The sequence below is a fragment of the Chloroflexus sp. genome (assembly GCF_034431535.1).
Lineage (GTDB): Bacteria > Chloroflexota > Chloroflexia > Chloroflexales > Chloroflexaceae > Chloroflexus.
This window is the reverse complement of sequence record NZ_DAOUDC010000071.1, coordinates 21802-36061: the sequence shown is the minus strand read 5'-3', so window position 1 is coordinate 36061 and position 14260 is coordinate 21802. Positions and strand designations below refer to the sequence as shown.

Annotated in this window: 13 protein-coding genes and 1 tRNA gene; 4 read left to right on the top strand and 10 right to left on the bottom strand. The window is 59.8% G+C overall.

Annotation, left to right across the window (positions count from 1 at the left end):
• Positions 1-241: 241 nt before the first annotated feature.
• From U9R61_RS17445 to U9R61_RS17410, 8 genes are all read right to left on the bottom strand, one after another.
• Positions 242-1564 (bottom strand): NAD(P)/FAD-dependent oxidoreductase, encoded by a 1323-nt coding sequence (locus tag U9R61_RS17445; protein ID WP_322490090.1) that lies wholly within the window; start codon positions 1562-1564, stop codon positions 242-244.
• Positions 1565-1739: 175 nt separating this feature from the next.
• Positions 1740-2234: an ASCH domain-containing protein gene (locus tag U9R61_RS17440; protein ID WP_322490089.1), complete on the bottom strand. Its 495-nt coding sequence runs from the start codon at positions 2232-2234 to the stop codon at positions 1740-1742.
• Positions 2235-2588: 354 nt separating this feature from the next.
• Positions 2589-3038 (bottom strand): hypothetical protein, encoded by a 450-nt coding sequence (locus tag U9R61_RS17435; protein WP_322490088.1) that lies wholly within the window; start codon positions 3036-3038, stop codon positions 2589-2591.
• 170 nt (positions 3039-3208) lie between these two features.
• Positions 3209-3283, bottom strand: a tRNA-His gene (locus U9R61_RS17430).
• Positions 3284-3336: 53 nt separating this feature from the next.
• Entirely contained in the window at positions 3337-4164 is an 828-nt protein-coding gene (locus U9R61_RS17425; RefSeq protein ID WP_322490087.1) for a class I SAM-dependent methyltransferase, read from the bottom strand.
• Positions 4165-4291: 127 nt separating this feature from the next.
• Positions 4292-4660: a response regulator gene (locus U9R61_RS17420; protein WP_322490086.1), complete on the bottom strand. Its 369-nt coding sequence runs from the start codon at positions 4658-4660 to the stop codon at positions 4292-4294.
• Entirely contained in the window at positions 4657-6315 is a 1659-nt protein-coding gene (locus U9R61_RS17415) for a sensor histidine kinase (protein WP_322490085.1), read from the bottom strand. The genes U9R61_RS17420 and U9R61_RS17415 overlap by 4 nt, the downstream gene beginning before the upstream one ends.
• A gap of 2 nt (positions 6316-6317) precedes the next feature.
• The gene (locus U9R61_RS17410) at positions 6318-7427 is read right to left on the bottom strand and encodes a PstS family phosphate ABC transporter substrate-binding protein (RefSeq protein WP_322490084.1); all 1110 of its coding nucleotides are present in this window, start codon (positions 7425-7427) and stop codon (positions 6318-6320) included.
• A gap of 235 nt (positions 7428-7662) precedes the next feature.
• On the opposite strand from U9R61_RS17410, the gene U9R61_RS17405 reads away from it, so the two are divergent.
• From U9R61_RS17405 to U9R61_RS17390, 4 genes are all read left to right on the top strand, one after another.
• Complete coding sequence (locus tag U9R61_RS17405) at positions 7663-8031, top strand: metalloregulator ArsR/SmtB family transcription factor (protein WP_322490083.1); 369 nt, start codon at positions 7663-7665, stop codon at positions 8029-8031.
• Positions 8032-8104: 73 nt separating this feature from the next.
• The gene (locus U9R61_RS17400; protein ID WP_322490082.1) at positions 8105-9424 is read left to right on the top strand and encodes an FAD-dependent oxidoreductase; all 1320 of its coding nucleotides are present in this window, start codon (positions 8105-8107) and stop codon (positions 9422-9424) included.
• A complete protein-coding gene (locus tag U9R61_RS17395; protein WP_322490081.1) occupies positions 9415-10641 on the top strand; it encodes an MFS transporter in 1227 nt (408 codons plus the stop codon). The genes U9R61_RS17400 and U9R61_RS17395 overlap by 10 nt, the downstream gene beginning before the upstream one ends.
• A 56-nt stretch (positions 10642-10697) precedes the next feature.
• Positions 10698-12038, top strand: a complete 1341-nt coding sequence (locus tag U9R61_RS17390) for an FAD-dependent oxidoreductase (RefSeq protein ID WP_322490080.1) — start codon at positions 10698-10700, stop codon at positions 12036-12038.
• A 37-nt stretch (positions 12039-12075) separates the two neighbouring features.
• Here U9R61_RS17390 and U9R61_RS17385 read toward each other — a convergent pair whose 3' ends face one another.
• Together U9R61_RS17385 and rpoD are read right to left on the bottom strand one after the other, a co-directional pair.
• On the bottom strand, positions 12076-12591 hold the full coding sequence (locus tag U9R61_RS17385; protein ID WP_322490079.1) for a class I SAM-dependent methyltransferase: 516 nt from the start codon (positions 12589-12591) through the stop codon (positions 12076-12078).
• Positions 12592-13007: 416 nt separating this feature from the next.
• On the bottom strand, positions 13008-14204 hold the full coding sequence (gene rpoD, locus U9R61_RS17380; RefSeq protein ID WP_322490078.1) for an RNA polymerase sigma factor RpoD: 1197 nt from the start codon (positions 14202-14204) through the stop codon (positions 13008-13010).
• Between the last annotated feature and the right edge of the window lie 56 nt (positions 14205-14260).

The window sequence follows — 14260 nt, the reverse complement described above, 5'->3', positions numbered from 1 at the left end:
CCTCCCTCGCAATGACAAGCGGTACTGCCCCCTCGCAATGACAAGCGGGCACGCCCTCGCAAGGATCAACGGGGCTGCGCCTACCGCTTTCCTATTGTCATTGCGAGCCGCGCGCAGCGCGGCGAAGCAATCACCCCGCGAGCGCGGGAGCGGTACCCTTTCCGCCGAAGCGGGAGATTGCTGCGGTACGTCCCCTTGGAGTGCGGCAGTTTGACTGCCGCACTCCATACAAGCTGCGAGATCAGTCGCGCAACACTTCTTCTGCAACGGTTCGCTCTTCTGCACCTACCCCAAAGATCAGCCGCACCCCGCGATCGTAGGTGAAATAGCTGTAGGCCCAATTCAACAACACCAATGCCCGGTTGCGAAAGCCAACCAGCGCCATCAAATGTACGAACAGCCAACCGGCCCATGCCGGCCACCCGCTCAGCTGGATGCCAAAAGCGTCGAGCACCGCGGCGCTGCGCCCGATGGTGGCCATCTGGCCTTTGTCAACGTAGCGAAACGCTTGCATTGGCTGGTCGTTGATCTGCGCAATGATATTCCGCGCCGCCTGTTCGCCCATTTGGATCGCCACCGGCGCCACCATCGGGTAGGCCACGCCGGGCCGGTAGCCTTCGAGATAGGCCATATCGCCAATCACAAACACCCGCCGATCATCGGGCAAGGTCAGTTCCGGCGTCACCACGACCCGCGCCCCGCGCCCTAGCGCCACGCCAAGCGCATCGGCCAACGGTGCGCCGCGTACTCCCGCTGCCCACACTACGGTCTCGGCATCTAACCGGGAACCGTCGCGGAAGGATAACCCATGCAGATCGGCCCCGGCCACCGGTGTATTCAACCGCACCTCGACACCCATCTGCTGCAAGCGTTGCAAGGCCGCGCGCTGCAACGATGCGGGGAAGGAGGCAAGAATGTGATCGGTCGCTTCGATCAACACCACTCTCGTCTGCTGCACATCGAGCATCGGGTAGTCGTGGCGAATTACGTGCCGGATCAACTCGACAAACGCGCCGGCTAGCTCGACCCCGGTCGGTCCGCCGCCAACCACGGCAAAGGTGAGCAGCGCCGCGCGCCGGACCGGATCGCTCTCGGCGGCGGCATGCTCGCAGCACAACAGCACGTGGTTGCGCAGTCGCTGTGCTTCGTTCAAATCCTTCATTCCCATCGTATAGCACGCGATCTGCTCGTTACCAAAGAAATTAGTCGTGCTGCCAGCGGCAAGGATCAGATAGTCATAGCTGACAGGGCCGGCACTGGTCTGCACCAGACGCCGCGCGAAATCAACCCCGGTGACTTCGGCTAGCAAGAAGCTCGCATTGCGGTAGCGATGCAAAATGGCGCGCACCGGATACGCGATCGACTCTGGTTCGAGACCAGCGGTAGCAACTTGATAAAGTAACGGCCAAAAGCCGTGGTAATTGGTACGATTGATCAAGAGCACCTCTACTGGCGCTTTAGCGAGCGCTCGCACTGCAGCGAGACCGCCAAAACCCGCGCCGACGATCACAACCCGCGGGCGAGCTATCGGGGTAGGAGACTGTGTTGATTGTGGCGAACCCATTGCCCGTCTCCTTTCTAGTGAAATCATTCACAAATATAGCACAGCTGGTATTGGCCGTCAATCGGTCATAAGAGAGCATTGGTCTCGCTAAACGTAACGGAATAGCGGCGCGAATGGATGTGAGGAGACAATGAGAAACTGGCGCCCCATGCTCTACGCGCCTTGCGTAGCAGATCTAACCCATCACGACCCACCCGCGCCGGTCGCGCCGGGGGAAAGGAATGGCCGGCAGCGGGTAGGTGTCGTCGAGCCAGATCAAGGTGACATAACAATCTTGAGCGTGAAGCGTCCAAAATTGGGGGTCGTCAATGACCAGATCAGTGGCGTAAGCAGCACGGAGTTCGTCCATCTCGGTTGGGATTAATTCCCGGCTGATCGCATCCGTAACCAGCGCCAACCCAGCCAACGGGCCGCCAGCCCGCTTAAGCAGTACGAGATCGCCAACCTTCACTTGCCCAAACGGCGCCCGCCGGTCGCGTCTAAACCGGCTTTCGATCCGCTTGCGCCCGGCAAGGATGCGGCTCAGGTACGGCTCGCGCAAGATGGCAAGGTGAAGGGTAGCCGCGCTGCGCCCTTCACACCACGCTTGTAACCGCTCGTGCCAAGCCGAGTGGGCAATAGTGGCTGAGAGGATGGCTTGCCAAACGGTTGGCGGTATGCTCGTCTTCATACGCCTTACACTTGAGAGATTAGGATCATTGCCACAAAAAGACACAAAAAAGCACGCAGGAGCGCCTGCAATGCCTCTCCTGCTCCCGCAGCGCCTCCCTCTCTCGCAGTCAGGAGGGAAAAGGGGCTGGGGGTGAGGGCCAATCACAAAGCCGCAACGAGCAAAGGCGCAGAGATTCATAACGCAAAGGCGCGAAGGACGCAAAGAGCGCAACGGTTTTCTGGGGAAGCGCTACTCCCCGGTTGTCATTGCGAGCCGCGCTCCGCGTGGCGAAGCAATCCCCCCAAGAGCGAGATGAAGCCGCTCTGGCATAGGCTGCGCTGAAGGAGGGCGCTGCGCGCCCTTGCCATGACCTTACGGCCTAGCTCCCTTCCCCTCTGCGGCCTCAGCTCCCTCTGCGGTAAAAAAACCACCTTCCCGCAACATCCATTCGGCTGCTTCGCGCACCTTCATCCCCACGCGCACCCCAAGCGCCGCCGCGCTCACATTGCAAGCGCTGATGATGCCGTGCTCCCACGTGTCGGCAGCGTCACCAATGCGGGCCGAGGTATGGGCTATCGCCATCGCTGGAATGCGCTGGGCGTCGAGCATCGCAATGCCAGCGATGCCAGCGTTGTCTTTGCCAATCCCGGCATCGTTAAAGACCACGCCGGCCAGCGGCACCGCCAGCGCATAGCGCGCCGAGCTCGTGCCGCCGTGTGAACCACTGACCACAAACGCGCCTCGATCGCTCTCGTCTACATACGAAATGGAATCCATTAACACGATCCGGCTCGTGCCGATCTGAAGGATGATCTTTGCCATAGTTCTACTCAGAATGGTTGTGGAATTAATAACTATAATAACTATAATTGTACAACATTGTACAACGTCTCAAATGAAAGTGCATTGCCGCTGGGGCATGGGTGCGTGTGCTACGCGGAGGGAGGGGCATTCGTGCGCAATAAAAAAGAAGCCTCGGTGAGGCTTCTAAGTGGGGTGCCTGATGGGGCTCGAACCCACAACTTCCTGATCCACAGTCAGGCGCTCTGCCATTGAGCTACAGGCACCGCGCAGCGATTCTGAATATAGCACAATTATGCCGAATCGTCAAATCGACAGCTCACTGCACCACGCTAAACACGACGATCCCGTATTGCCATTGGGCACGCAGACGCAGGCCAGCGTTCGCAAAGTGCCGGTTCAGTTCAGCAACCGAAGGAAATTGCAGCCCGCCTACTCCCAAGAATTGCTGGAAGGCGCGGCCCGGCGGGTTATCAGCGGCGGCCAGACTCATCATCACCCCCCTGCCCCGCGGCGCTAACAGCCGGCGCCATTCGGTCAACGCCGCTGGAATATCACCAATCTCGTTGAGCGAACCACCCATCGCCAGTACACTCGCCGTACCGGCAGCAAACGGCAGCGCCTGCGCGCTGGCCCGAATAAAACTGATGCGCAGACCCTCGCGTCGCGTCCGTTGGCGCGCCTCTTGCAACATTGGCAGGCTGAGGTCGATCCCGAACACCGATCCGATCGCGCCGCTCCGGCGGCGCGCCTGCTCTAGCGCCCGCGCGTACAGGCCATTGCTACAGCCAACATCGATCATCAACCCGCCCCGATCGACGCCGGCCAGCTCAGTGATCAACGCCAACTCGCGTTCGAGCGGAAACTGCTCGCCGCTGAGCATACTGAGCGCCAGTGGCCGCCACGTCCGTTCGTAGGCCCACGCCGCCGGCGGCAAGACATTGACGAACTGGGCGATGCTGCCCGGCCATTGCTGCCCGAGCAGGTCGAGAATGCCTTCGGCAATCGGGTATGCGGTTGCGCACTGCGGGCAGCGCAACCGGCCCGTTTCGATCATCCCGTCTACCTCGCGATCGATCCGTTCTACGGTTAGAACCGTCTCGCGGTGGCGTGGGCAAGTGATGAGGGGTAATACGTTGTGTTCCATACTGAGTATAGTACCCCGAATTTGGCGCCACCGGAAGACCAATGGGCGATCGCAGAGCACCTGCCCCCTTCTCCCGCGTTATGAGAGAAAGGGGCAGGGGGAATGAGGGCTACATGACGCTCTCGCATTACTGCTTGCGCGTATACCGCTGCGCAATCTTGATCAGATGCTCGTAATCGATCGGTTTGGGCAAAAACTCGCTGCACCCGACGCGTTTAGCCCGTTCGATGTCGTTGCGCGTCACATGGCCGCTCACCGCAACGACCGGAACATCATACAGATGGGGATCGCGCTTCACATATTCGGTCGCCGTCCAGCCATCAAGACCGGGCATCGACAGATCCATCAAAATCAGGCTTGGCCGGCGCTGCCGGGCAATATCGAGCGCTGTCTGCGCATCTGAGGCCAGCTCAACGGCAAAGCCGCTAAAACTGAGCATCTGACCAATGATATGACGATTATCGAAATTGTCATCGACAATGAGAATGAAACTCATGCAGGGTCTCCTACCACGTGCGGTTCTAGCGATGAAGAAGCTGTGTTTACCGCGGGCGCCGCTGGGATCCAGACCGTAAAGGTTGAACCGATCCCAGCGTCGCTTTCGACCTCGATCGTGCCGCCGAGAGCTTGCACGATCTGCTTGGTGAGCGCCAACCCAAGACCGGTGCCTTGGTATCGGCGCGTGACCGATTCGTCAAGTTGGCTGAATGGTTGAAAGAGTTTAGATTGTTTCTCACGCGGGATCCCGATCCCGGTATCGATCACGGCAAAGCGAACGCCGTCCACGCCATTGCGCTGTTCAGCCGTCGCTTCTAGCCGGATGACGCCGTCTTCGGTAAACTTGGCAGCATTGCCGAGCAGATTAATCAACACTTGCCGCAACCGGCGGCTGTCCGTTTCGATAATGCCAAGATCAGGCGGGCAGTGGGTAATAAGCTGATCATGGTTGCGTTGCGCTAATGGCAGCGCCATTGCCACTAACTCATCAACGAGTGCGGGCACCTCAACGTGGCTGTATTCGAGATCGAGCGCCCCTTGCTCAATCCGGGCAAAATCGAGCACATCACTGATCAACGCCAGCAAGTGGCGTCCAGAAGCAAGGATTCGATCAACATACACGGCATAGGGTTCAGGAACAGACTTATTGAGATGCAGTAACTGGGCATAGCCGAGAATGGCATTGAGCGGGGTGCGCAACTCGTGGCTCATCGTGGCCACGAAGGCGCTCTTAGCTTGGCTGGCCGCTTCCGCCGCCGCGCGTGCCCGTTCAGCCTCGGCCTCGGCTTGCTTACCGCGAATAACCTCCTCCATCAACTGTTCTTGGCAGGCAAGACTCGCTTGCAATGCGCGATTGCGCTCTTCCAGCTCGGCGCGTTGGGTGCGCAAACTGGTGAGCATCTGATCAAACGCGCGCGCCAAATCGCCGATTTCATCGCGAGTCCGTTCATCGATCGAGCCAACAAAATCACCCGCTGAAACCCGACCGGCGGCGTGCGCCAGCCGCCGCAACCGGCGCGCAATTCGGGCCGAGAGGAACAGACCAATCGCCGCCGAGATGATGACGGCGACCACAGTATCGGTCATAATAAAGGTGCGCGCCGTATCGTAACTCGCGGCAACCACTCCCAGCGATGCTTGGGCTTGTTGCTGGTTTTCTCGCACCAATTCGGCCATCGCCCGATCGAGTGCATCGTAGAACGGGTTCATCCGCGAATAAAAGGGTTGTACGCTGCCATCACTAGCCAAGCGCACCGCCGGCACGAAGCGTTCGCGGTTCGTGCGCACCACCTCTTGCCATGCCGACTCAACCGCATCCAGCCTGATCCGTTCGGTGTCTGAACCGACCAGCGGACGGTAGGCGCGGAAATAGCCAGCCATCTCGGCTTCGATGGCGCGCATCTGATCGAGGATGCGTCCCCGATCGCCATTGTTGGTGTAGATCAAAAATTCCAGTTGCCGGGCGCGATACCGGTTGATCGCCGCTGTCATATCACCAACAGTATCGAGCGAGGGAATCGTGTGGCGCTCGATAAAGACGGCGCGCTCGTTCATCGTGGCCATCTGATGAATAGCAAAATAGCCAAGCACCATCATCAATAGCAGGTCGATGGCCAACGTGCCTAACAATTTGGCCCGGATCGGAAAACGCATCGCTAGCGGTTCTCTAGCTGCAACAATTGCTCGATGGATAGACCTACTTGCGAGCCGCCGGTAAAGACCGAACCGGTGATCCGGCGTTCTACCCGCCGGATAGCCAATTCATACGCTCTGGCCGGCAGTGGGATGTAGCGCGCTTTGTTGACGAAGAGTTCGCCGTTGCGCAGATACATATCAACGAACGCGCGCACTTCTAGCCGTTCCAGTGCGTCAACCCGCACGTACACAAAGATTGGGCGTGAGAGCGGTTGATAACTGCCATCAACGATCGTGGCTTCCGATGGCGCCACGCAACCGTTGCCGCTGTCAATTGCCACTGCCCGCAACTGTCCAGTATACTCGACATAATAGGCATAGCCAAAGAATGCTAAGCCAAACCGATCGGCTGTCACATCCTGCGCCAGCAGATAGTCATCTTCACTGGCCGTGTAATCGCCGCGACTAACCCCTTCTTTCCCCACAATCGCTAAGGTAAAGTAGTCGTAGGTGCCCGAATCAGCCCCGGCGCCGTACAAGCGCAGCGGTTGATCGGGCCATTCAGAGCGAATCTGGTTCCAGCGCGTGATCTGCCCCTCGGCCTCTGGCTCCCATATCCGTTTGAGGTCAGCGACCGTCAGGCACTGCGCCCAGTCATTTTGTGGATGCACCACCACCGATAAGCCGTCAAACGCGACTGGCAGTTCGACAAACTGAATCCCGTTCGCAGTACACATTTCCAGCTCGCGTTGCTTGATTGGGCGCGAGGCGTTGGAAATATCGGTCTCGCCGGCGCAAAAACGGGTAAATCCGCCGCCGGTGCCGCTCACGCCGAGCCGGATCGTGACGTCGGGGGCGAGTTCGTTAAACGCGATCGCTACCTGCTCGGTGATCGGGAAGACCGTGCTTGAACCGTCGATCTTGATCGCGCCTTTCAGGGCAGCTAGATTGATATTAGGCAAGGTGAGCGACGGGGTTGGCGTGAATGGCGGTATCGTCGGTTCCGGCGACGGGGTCGGGGCCGTAAGTGATGGAACCGGCGTAGGCGACAGCGAGGCGGTGGTAGTTCCACCGCAGGCGACCAGCAACAGCGCGACAAGGCTGAGAGCGGCAATCCTCCAGATGTTCATATTGGTGCAGCTAGTGAATGTTGATATTTTGCAGTTCAAGCAGCGCTGCCTAACCGTATCTATTATAATCCTCCGACACAATATCATTGGTTAAGAAAAGATTAAGTGTCTTTGAAGCCCTAGCTTGACTTGCTTCATTCCCGCTTAGTACGCTTCATCGCTCTTCGTCTATCATATTGACAATCTTCGATATATCGCATATACTGTCGTTACTTCCTTCATGGCAGGAGGTACGATGAACACCCAATCCGAATCACCCACCATTGCACCTACAACCATCTCCGGTTGTTGCACGCCGGTATTTGATGTGGGCTTAACCGATGACGAGGCCGCGCAATTGGCCGAGAAACTGTCGTTGCTGGCACACCCGATTCGTCTGCGCTTGCTCGCGATCCTTGCCCGCAACGGCGGCCATGTTTGCGTGTGCGATCTGGAAGCAGCGTTACCAGTGAAGCAGCCGACCGTCTCGCACCATCTGCGCTTGCTCCGTGATGGCGGTTTGATCGAGGGTGAGCGGCGCGGTCAGTGGATCTATTACGCCGTGTGCCATGAGGAGTTAGCCGCGGTGCAAGCGGCGCTAGCCCAGTTTTTTGCGCGGATATAGCCGGGTGCAGCGACGCTGCGCCCGAATTGATGAACAATCATATCGATACATTTCAATATATCAATGAAAGGTCATGAGTATGTCTCTCCCGATTGCAATTATCGGCGCCGGCCCCGTTGGCTTAGCCGCCGCTGCACATCTGGCCGAACGCGGTGCGTCCTTTGTGGTGGTCGAAGCCGGTGCGCAGGCTGGCGCCGCAGTGCTGCGTTGGGGCCATGTGCAGATGTTTACCCCGTGGCGCTATTGCGTTGATCAAGCGGCTGGCCGGCTCTTGGCCGCTGCCGGCTGGCAGATGCCTTCCGCCGATACCTTTCCGACCGGCGCTGAGTTGGTTGATCAGTACCTTGCGCCATTAGCAGCGTTGCCAGCCATTGCTCCGCATATCCACTACCGCCAGCGCGTCGTCGCTGTTGCTCGCCGTGGCCACGATCGCCAGCGGGGTCGCGATCGCCAAGCGGTTCCCTTTCAGTTGACGCTGGCCGACGACGAGGGGCGCGAGTCGCTGCTTTTGGCTCGCGCCGTGATCGATGCCTCTGGTACTTACCTCTCGCCCAATCCGCTCGGTGCGGCGGGGGTGCCGGCGATCGGCGAGCGCCACGTTTCTGATCGTATCTTCTCCGGTATTCCCGCGGTTTTGGGGCGCGATCGCGCTCGCTACGCCAACCGGCGGGTATTGGTCGCCGGCAGCGGCCATTCGGCGTTTAACACGATCCTCGATCTGGTGCAACTCCGCGCTACTGCGCCGGAAACGAGCGTGATCTGGGTGGTGCGCCGCGACACTGCGACCCTTGACCGTATCTTTGGCGGTGGCGAGGCCGATGCGCTGGCGGCGCGCGGACGGTTGGGGATGCAGATACAGGAGCTGGTCAAGTCTGGTCAGGTAACGCTCGTCACTGGCTGGTATACCGAACAGGTGTACTACACTGCTGATGGATTGGTTGTGAGCGATGGCCAATGTACCTTGCCTCCGGTTGATGAGATTGTGGTCTGCACCGGCTTGCGTCCCGATCTAAGCTTCCTGCGCGAATTGCGGCTAGCGCTCGATCCAGTGGTGGAAGCGCCGGTAGCGTTAGCGCCGTTGATCGATCCGAATCTGCACAGTTGCGGTACGGTGCCGCCGCACGGTGTTGATGAGCTGCGCCATCCCGAACCCGACTTCTATCTTATCGGGATGAAGAGCTATGGTCGCGCGCCGACCTTCTTACTGCTGACCGGCTACGAACAAGCCCGTTCGGTGACGGCGGCGCTATGCGGTGATTGGGCCGCGGCCCGTCGGGTCGAACTCGTACTGCCGGAGACGGGGGTGTGCAGCGGGCCGCAAGCTGAGGCCGGCGCGTGTTGTGCGCCGTCTGGCTTGATCGCGTTGCACTCCGTATCACGCTCATGCTGCTAAACCGCGTTCGCACCGGTCGCCTCTATTACGGTTGGGTGATGCTGTGGGCCGTCTCGCTCACCGAGGTTATCTCGTGGGGGATTTTGTATTACGCCTACAGCGTCTTTGTAGCGCCGATGGCCCGTGATCTAGTGGTCGATCAGCTTGCCATCGCAACCGGCTACGCGATTGCGTTGCTTTGCAATGGTGCGGCTGCGCCGTTCGTCGGGTGGTGGCTCGACCGTTACGGAGCGCGCGGTTTGATGACCGCCGGCTCGATCGGCGGTTGTGTCCTCGTGCTATTGTGGTCACAAGTGACCACGCCGCTCCAGCTCTATTCGGTGATGGCTGGAATTGGCGTGACCAGTGCGGCGGTGCTCTACGAACCGGCGTTTGCGATTGTCGCCGCGTGGTTTCGCCGCGAGCGCGGACGGGCCCTGCAAGTGCTCACCTTTTTTGGCGCATGGGCCAGCTTCATCTTTATCCCGCTGGCGGGCTGGCTGGTCGATCAGCTCGGTTGGCGCGCGGCGCTGCTCGCGCTTGCCGCCATTCTTGCCCTCACCATCCCTCCACATGCCCTGATCATCCGCCGCCGGCCCGCCGACCTTGGCTTGGCCCCCGATGGCGATTCGCCTACAACTACTGCCGTTGCGCCGGCAGAACCGGCGGTGCGCCCACGCGTGGCGTTGCGCCAACGACGCTTCTGGCTGCTCGGCGGCGCGTTTGCCGCCAGCGGTTTTGCGACGGTGGCAATGACCGTCCATCTCATTCCGTACCTCCTCACGCGCGGCGAGAGTCTCACGGTTGCTTCGTCGATCGCCGGTCTGCATGGCATGATGTCGTTGCTGGGCCGGCTGCTGATTGGCCCCCTCGGCGAACGATGGCCGCGCTGGTTGGTAACGGCTGGTCTGTTTGCGATGCAGATTGCCGGTTTGTTGGCGCTGGTCGCATTCTCCCATACCGCTGCCGCGGTCGTCTATATTGCTCTCTTTGGTGCCGGCGCCGGCACCCAGATCATCATGCGCGCGGCGCTGATCGCCGAACAGTACGGCTCGGCCAACTACGGCCTGATCAGCGGCTGGCAGAATGTGCTGCTCACCGTGGCCCGCACCGCCGCGCCGGTAGGGGCAGGGGCGTTGATCGGCCTCACCGGCTACCACGGCATGCTCTGGTGTCTGATCGGGCTGCTGGCCGGGGGGATGGTGCTGTTGGCGTTGGTTGACCAACGTAACATTTAACCCCTTTCCTGCATCTTCCTACTAAGGATACGCAACATCACCACGGAGAATAATGCATGGCGCGACGGGTAGTAGTCATTGGCGGCGGCGCAGCCGGGATGAGCGCGGCGGCGAAGGCCAAGCGCACCGATCCTACGCTTGAAATTGTGGTCTACGAACGTTCCGGCTATGTGAGCTACGGCGCGTGTGGTTTTCCCTACGCAATCAAGGGTGAGATCGCGCGGGTGGAAGATGTCGTTGTGCGCACGCCGGCCCAGTTTGCCAAACAAGGCATTCAGGCTCTGATCCGGCACGAAGTGCTTGAGATTGATCCCGTCCGGCAGACAATGCGCGTGCGCGATCTGGAGGATGGCCGCGAGTTTGTCGATCACTGGGATGAGTTGGTGCTAACGACCGGCGGTCAGCCTACGCGCCCGCCGTTGCCCGGCCTCGATCTGCCCGGCGTGTTTGCCTTGCGCAGCGTGGAAGAGGCGCTCGCGATCAAGGCATGGTTGGCCGAGCAGCGCCCGCGCACCGGCGTGATTATTGGCGGCGGCTATATTGGTCTTGAGATGGCTGAAGCGTTGGCTGCGCACGGCGTGACCCTGACGCTGGTCGAACGGTTGCCACAGGTGTTGCCGTCGTTTGATCCTGACTTCGCCACGCAAGTGGCTGACGAACTGCGCCGGCAGCAGGTCGATCTGCGCGTAGGCCAACCAGTGCAAGGCATTGTTGGCGATGAACGGGTGCGCGGCGTGGTGGTGGATGGTGAGACGATTCCCGCCGAGATCGTTATTCTGGCCGCGGGGGTGCGACCAAGTGCGGCATTAGCCCAAGCTGCCGGGATTGCGCTCGGCCCCACTGGCGCGGTCGCGGTTGACGATCGCCAACGCACGAATCTGCCCCACGTGTGGGCGGCAGGCGATGTGGCTGAAGCCTTGCACCGCGTCACCGGCAAGCCAGCCTGGATCCCGCTTGGCACGACTGCTAACAAGCAGGGACGAGTAGCTGGCGAAAACATTGCCGGCGGCAATGCCCGCTTTGGCGGGATTGTCGGTACCACTGTGGTGAAGGTGTTCGATCTAGAAGCGGCGATCAGCGGTCTGTCGCTAGCCCGTGCCCAAGCCGAGGGCTTCAATGCGACCGCCGTCAGCGCCACAGCCTCCTCGCGCGCGCACTACATGCCGGGCCACCGGCCGATCACCGTCTCGTTGGTGTTTGATCAAACCACCCGCCGGCTGTTGGGCGGGCAATTGGTTGGCCGCGAAGGCGTGACCAAGCGGATCGATACCGTCGCTGCCGCTTTACAAGCTGGCTGGACGGTGGACGAGTTTGCTGAGCTTGATCTGAGTTACGCGCCGCCCTTTGCGCCGGTGTGGGATCCGTTGTTGGTCGCGGCTAATTTGGCGCGGCGGTAGCCCACCCACATGCTTTGGGGCGGCTGCCTAGCCGCCCCTATGACGCAAGCCGCACTTCCCGATCCTCTTTACGGCAGACAAAAACGGTCTCATTCACCGGTAAGCCCATCCGCTCGATCTCATCTTGCGTAATAATAATATCTCTTACGCTAATCTCTTGCACATAAAACCCTGCTTGCTGCAAACGCTGAATGATGTCAGTTCCATACATCCGCACATGATCAAACTGGCCAAAATAGCGTTCGCGCAACAACGGATCAGTAATCGTAGCATCTTCAAACGTGCGTTCGCCTTGGATCGGCACCACAATCAGCGCGATTCCTCCCGATTTGAGCACACGGTACAGTTCGCGCATGGCCTGTCGATCATTCGGTACATGCTCTAACACGTGACTGCAAAGAATGAGATCAAAAGCGTGATCATCAAAAGGAATCGTAGTAATATCAAATCGCATCATTACTGATGGATCAAATAAATCGGCAGTGACATACCGCAGATGAGGCATCTGCGCAAACCGTCGCGCCAATCCCGGCTCAGGGGCAAAATGCAGCATGGTTTGCGGCTGCTCAGGTGTGATGAGTTGGAAACGCTCGAGAAGAAGCCAGATCAACCGATGCCGTTGCAAGGAGCGGCATACCGGACACCAGCGATGATAGGGCCGGTTCAGAGTGAGAAAGCCTGATAGATGCGAATGGCAGAGGGGGCAGAAGGCGTGTTCGCCAGCGAACAGTTGTTTGCGCAGCGTGATTGGCAGCGCAAATAAGATGCTGGCAACTATGAAATCAACGAGGCGACGCACTGGCGAAGAAGCTTGCATCGCGAGGCGCGCACGCCACGCCAATTGCGTTATGGGTTGAGGAGGGTAGCGCAGGTTTGGCATACACCGAAATGCCATCTCGACATCAACAACATCATACGGCGAGCGCCGGAGCTATCATATTCATCCCGGTGCTTGCTCAGCTTCACCCCTTAAATCTGATCGAGGTAGTCCTTCAGCAACTTCCCCAACCGCGGATGGCGCAATTTGCGCAGGGCCTTGACTTCGATCTGGCGCACCCGTTCGCGGGTCACCCCAAACGCCTTGCCCACCTCTTCGAGCGTGCGCGGCTGGCCATCGGCCAAGCCGTAACGCAGCTCTAAGACCCGCCGTTCGCGTTCGCTAAGCTGGTCGAGGGCAGCGGCAATCTGCTGGCGCAACATGCCGCTAGCGGCGGCATCGTCAGCATCGAGTGCGTGCGGATCAGGGATGAAGTCGGCCAATGTACTGTCAGCCTCTTCCCCGACCGGCGTTGCCAACGATACCGGATCCTGCGCCGTCCGCCGCAACTCGCGCAGCTTTTCCTCGCTCATTCCCAGATGGTTGGCCAGCTCAGCGTCGGTTGGCTCACGACCGAGCGACTGGGTCAACTGGCGGCGCGCAGCCTGAATCCGGTTCAACGTTTCGCCGAGGTGGACGGGCAAGCGCACCAAGCGCGATTGATCGGCTAACGCGCGCGACAGGGCCTGTTTGATCCACCACGTTGCGTAGGTGCTAAACTTGTAGCCCTTGGTATGATCAAACTTCTCGATCGCGCGCAACAGGCCGAGGCTCCCTTCCTGAATCAGGTCGAGCAGCGGCAAGCCACGGTCGCGATAACGTTTGGCGATGCTCACCACCAACCGCAAATTGGCTGCCGCCATTTGTTGGCGCGCTTCCTCACCTTGCGCTTTTTGCGCGCGCAGGCGCGCCGCTTCCGGACTATCGGGCGGAAGCGTGACCAATTTTCGTTCAGCGGCTTGGCCGCGCTCGATCAACTGGGCAAGCCGCTTCTCCTGTTCGGCGGTCAGCAGCGGTACCTGCCCAATTTCACGCAGATAGAGCCGCACGCTGTCGCTCAGCAACGCATCCGACAGCTCATCATCGAGCTCCAGATCCATTGCAGCCGGCGTCAGCGGCTCATCATTGAGCGCCGGTTCCTCCCCGTCTTGCACGGGGACGCCGGCCTCGGCCAAGGCGGCATAAATGCTGTCGATCAGCTCGATCGACTCATCTGGGTTGGGAACCAGCCGCTGAATATCCTCGAATGTGACAAAGCCTCGCTGCCGTCCCTGCGCGATCAGGGCCTGCAGATCGGCAACATTGATCGCAGGACTGGCGCGGTCGGTCTCGGGCTGGCTCTGCGTCATACTACTTCCTCGTCTGAGACCAAACGGGCATTGGCTACCGTGCGTTCCTTATTGTA

What these genes read in the sequence shown, in the direction of transcription:
- U9R61_RS17440 (WP_322490089.1), bottom strand. Translation starts at nt 2,234, where the DNA reads ATGAAGACGAGCATACCGCCAACCGTTTGGCAAGCCATCCTCTCAGCC.
- U9R61_RS17435 (WP_322490088.1), bottom strand. Translation starts at nt 3,038, where the DNA reads ATGGCAAAGATCATCCTTCAGATCGGCACGAGCCGGATCGTGTTAATG.
- U9R61_RS17400 (WP_322490082.1), top strand. Translation starts at nt 8,105, where the DNA reads ATGAGTATGTCTCTCCCGATTGCAATTATCGGCGCCGGCCCCGTTGGC.
- rpoD (WP_322490078.1), bottom strand. Translation starts at nt 14,204, where the DNA reads ATGACGCAGAGCCAGCCCGAGACCGACCGCGCCAGTCCTGCGATCAAT.
- U9R61_RS17395 (WP_322490081.1), top strand. Translation starts at nt 9,415, where the DNA reads ATGCTGCTAAACCGCGTTCGCACCGGTCGCCTCTATTACGGTTGGGTG.
- U9R61_RS17425 (WP_322490087.1), bottom strand. Translation starts at nt 4,164, where the DNA reads ATGGAACACAACGTATTACCCCTCATCACTTGCCCACGCCACCGCGAG.
- U9R61_RS17390 (WP_322490080.1), top strand. Translation starts at nt 10,698, where the DNA reads ATGGCGCGACGGGTAGTAGTCATTGGCGGCGGCGCAGCCGGGATGAGC.
- U9R61_RS17405 (WP_322490083.1), top strand. Translation starts at nt 7,663, where the DNA reads ATGAACACCCAATCCGAATCACCCACCATTGCACCTACAACCATCTCC.
- U9R61_RS17385 (WP_322490079.1), bottom strand. Translation starts at nt 12,591, where the DNA reads ATGCTGCATTTTGCCCCTGAGCCGGGATTGGCGCGACGGTTTGCGCAG.
- U9R61_RS17420 (WP_322490086.1), bottom strand. Translation starts at nt 4,660, where the DNA reads ATGAGTTTCATTCTCATTGTCGATGACAATTTCGATAATCGTCATATC.
- U9R61_RS17445 (WP_322490090.1), bottom strand. Translation starts at nt 1,564, where the DNA reads ATGGGTTCGCCACAATCAACACAGTCTCCTACCCCGATAGCTCGCCCG.
- U9R61_RS17415 (WP_322490085.1), bottom strand. Translation starts at nt 6,315, where the DNA reads ATGCGTTTTCCGATCCGGGCCAAATTGTTAGGCACGTTGGCCATCGAC.
- U9R61_RS17410 (WP_322490084.1), bottom strand. Translation starts at nt 7,427, where the DNA reads ATGAACATCTGGAGGATTGCCGCTCTCAGCCTTGTCGCGCTGTTGCTG.